The following is a 2162-nucleotide window of genomic DNA, read 5'->3' on the forward strand; positions in this document are numbered from 1 at the left end:
GCACCGAACACCAATTCCGGAACTCTCCGAAACCGTTCGACTTCAAGCGAAACGGCTGTTCATCTTCCTCCGGAAACGCTGTTCGACTTCAACCGAAATCCGTGTTCGGCTTCGCCGAAATACGCACGCAGAAGCTGTGCCGGCTCAATCTCGCGGTCCACGGCCTTTCCGGCGATATCCGAGTTGCGAGCAGTTATTACGAAGACCCGCACCAGATGGTGGGTAAGTTCGATTTCGTGATGGCCAATCCGCCCTTCAACCAGAAAGAGGTGGATACCGCACGCTTGGTGAACGAGGCAGGTCATGTGGACGCGCGCTTTTCGCTGGGCGTGCCCAGCGTCAACAACGCCAACTACCTGTGGATCGGTCTGTTCAATGCCGCTCTCAACGATCACGGCCGCGCCGGCTTCGTGATGGCCAACTCCGCCTCGGACGCGGGCGGTGCCGAGCGGGAGATGCGGCGCAAGCTGATTGAGAGCGGGGCGGTCGATGTGATCGTCTCGACCTCGGCAAATATGTTCTTCACCGTTACTCTGCCGGTGACGCTGTGGTTCCTCGACAACGGGAAGAAAGGTACCCCCCGCGCGGACCAGGTGCTGTTTATCGATGCACGCCATATCTTCCGACAGGTGACGCGAGCCCATCGCGACCTCAGGCCTGACCAGATCGAGTTCTTGGGAAATATAGTGCGCCTGTGGCGCGGCGAGGAGGCGGAACTGGCAGCGGGCAGCAACCTAGCGATGACCGCGCATTTCGGGGATGATAGTTACAAGGATATTTCCGGCCTGTGCCGCGTCGCCACCCGCGCCGAAATCGCCGCGCAGGACTGGAGCTTAAACCCCGGTCGTTATGTCGGCGTCGCCCCAGGCGAGCAGCCAGAAGACGAAGACTTCCGCGAGCGCTTGGACGCGTTGCAAGAAGAGCTGGAGGGGCTGAATGCCGAGGCGGTGCGGTTGCAGGCAGTAATCGCCGAGAATGTTGCCGAGGTGCTAGCAGCATGAGCGATTGGCGACCGATGCGGTTAGATCAGCTTGGTACTGTGGAACGGGGCCGATCTCGGCACCGTCCGCGGAACGATCCCGCGCTTTACGGCGGCGATTTTCCATTCGTTCAGACCGCTGATGTGAAGGCAGCCGGCCTAAGGCTGTTCGAATATGAGCAGACCTATAACGAGGCAGGGCTTGCGCAGTCTCGACTTTGGCCTGTCGGCACCCTGTGCTTTACCATCGCCGCCAACATTGGCGATACCACCATACTTGGCATACCGGCTTGTTTTCCAGACAGCATCGTCGGCTTCACCCCCTATCCTGACAAAGCTGATGTCGTATTCGTAAAATATGCTCTCGATTACGCCAAAATCCGATTTGCCGCGATTTCCAAAGGTGCAACACAAGACAATCTCAGCCTTGAGAAGCTGCTTTCGCAAAATCTGCTAGTTCCACCCCTCGAAATCCAACGCCGGATCGCAGGGATTTTGGGAGCTTATGACGATCTGATCGAGGTCAACCGGCGGCGGATCGCGGTGCTGGAGGAGATGGCGCAGGGGCTGTTCACCGAATGGTTCACCCGCCTCCGCTTCCCTGGCCATGAGGACGTAACCATCGAAGACACCTCCGATGGCCCCCTGCCGGTGGGGTGGCATCAGGCTACACTTGGTTCGCTGCTTGAGCATACTGTTGGAGGTCTTTGGGGCGAGGCCTCGGAAACGGACACTGAAGATCAGCGTGTTTCTGTCATCCGAGGAACCGATATTCCCAAGCTACTTTCGGGCAACTACTCCGGCGTGCCTGACCGTTTCGTGGCTAATCGCGAACTTAGGTCAAGGGTCTTCTTTCCGGGTGATCTCATTTTGGAGGCCTCAGGGGGAAGCAAAGATCAACCCGTGGGCCGGGTTATGTATGTAACGGCCAGTTTGATCGAAAAGTTACGTCCGCCAGTCGCGCCGGCTAGCTTTTGCCGATTGCTCAGACCTAGCGATAAGCTTGGGGGTGGTGCTTACCTCTATGGTCTGTTGCAAGCGATGTATCAGGACAAGCTGGGCGGCGACAATTATCTTGGCCGGTCGTTGACGTTTGTTTTGGCCGGTGGTGAGGAGTCGGAGGCGGCGTAGCCGCCGGAGACGACGAACCACCGGCGGCGCCGCGTCGGCGGGGCAATAGGAT

At 58.5% G+C, this 2162-nt stretch carries 2 protein-coding genes; both read left to right on the forward strand.

Annotated features, from left to right (window positions below):
• Nucleotides 1-1001 (forward strand): N-6 DNA methylase (locus AB3X98_RS41900; RefSeq protein WP_368607172.1); only part of this gene is annotated, 1001 nt, incomplete at its 5' end.
• Entirely contained in the window at nt 998-2110 is a 1113-nt protein-coding gene (locus AB3X98_RS41905; protein WP_368607174.1) for a restriction endonuclease subunit S, read from the forward strand. The genes AB3X98_RS41900 and AB3X98_RS41905, both read left to right, overlap by 4 nt.
• Nucleotides 2111-2162 lie beyond the last annotated feature (52 nt).

It is taken from the genome of Paraburkholderia sp. BR14312 (assembly GCF_040948675.1).
Classification (GTDB): Bacteria; Pseudomonadota; Gammaproteobacteria; order Burkholderiales; family Burkholderiaceae; genus Paraburkholderia; species Paraburkholderia nodosa_A.

What these genes read in the sequence shown, in the direction of transcription:
- AB3X98_RS41905 (WP_368607174.1), top strand. Translation starts at nt 998, where the DNA reads ATGAGCGATTGGCGACCGATGCGGTTAGATCAGCTTGGTACTGTGGAA.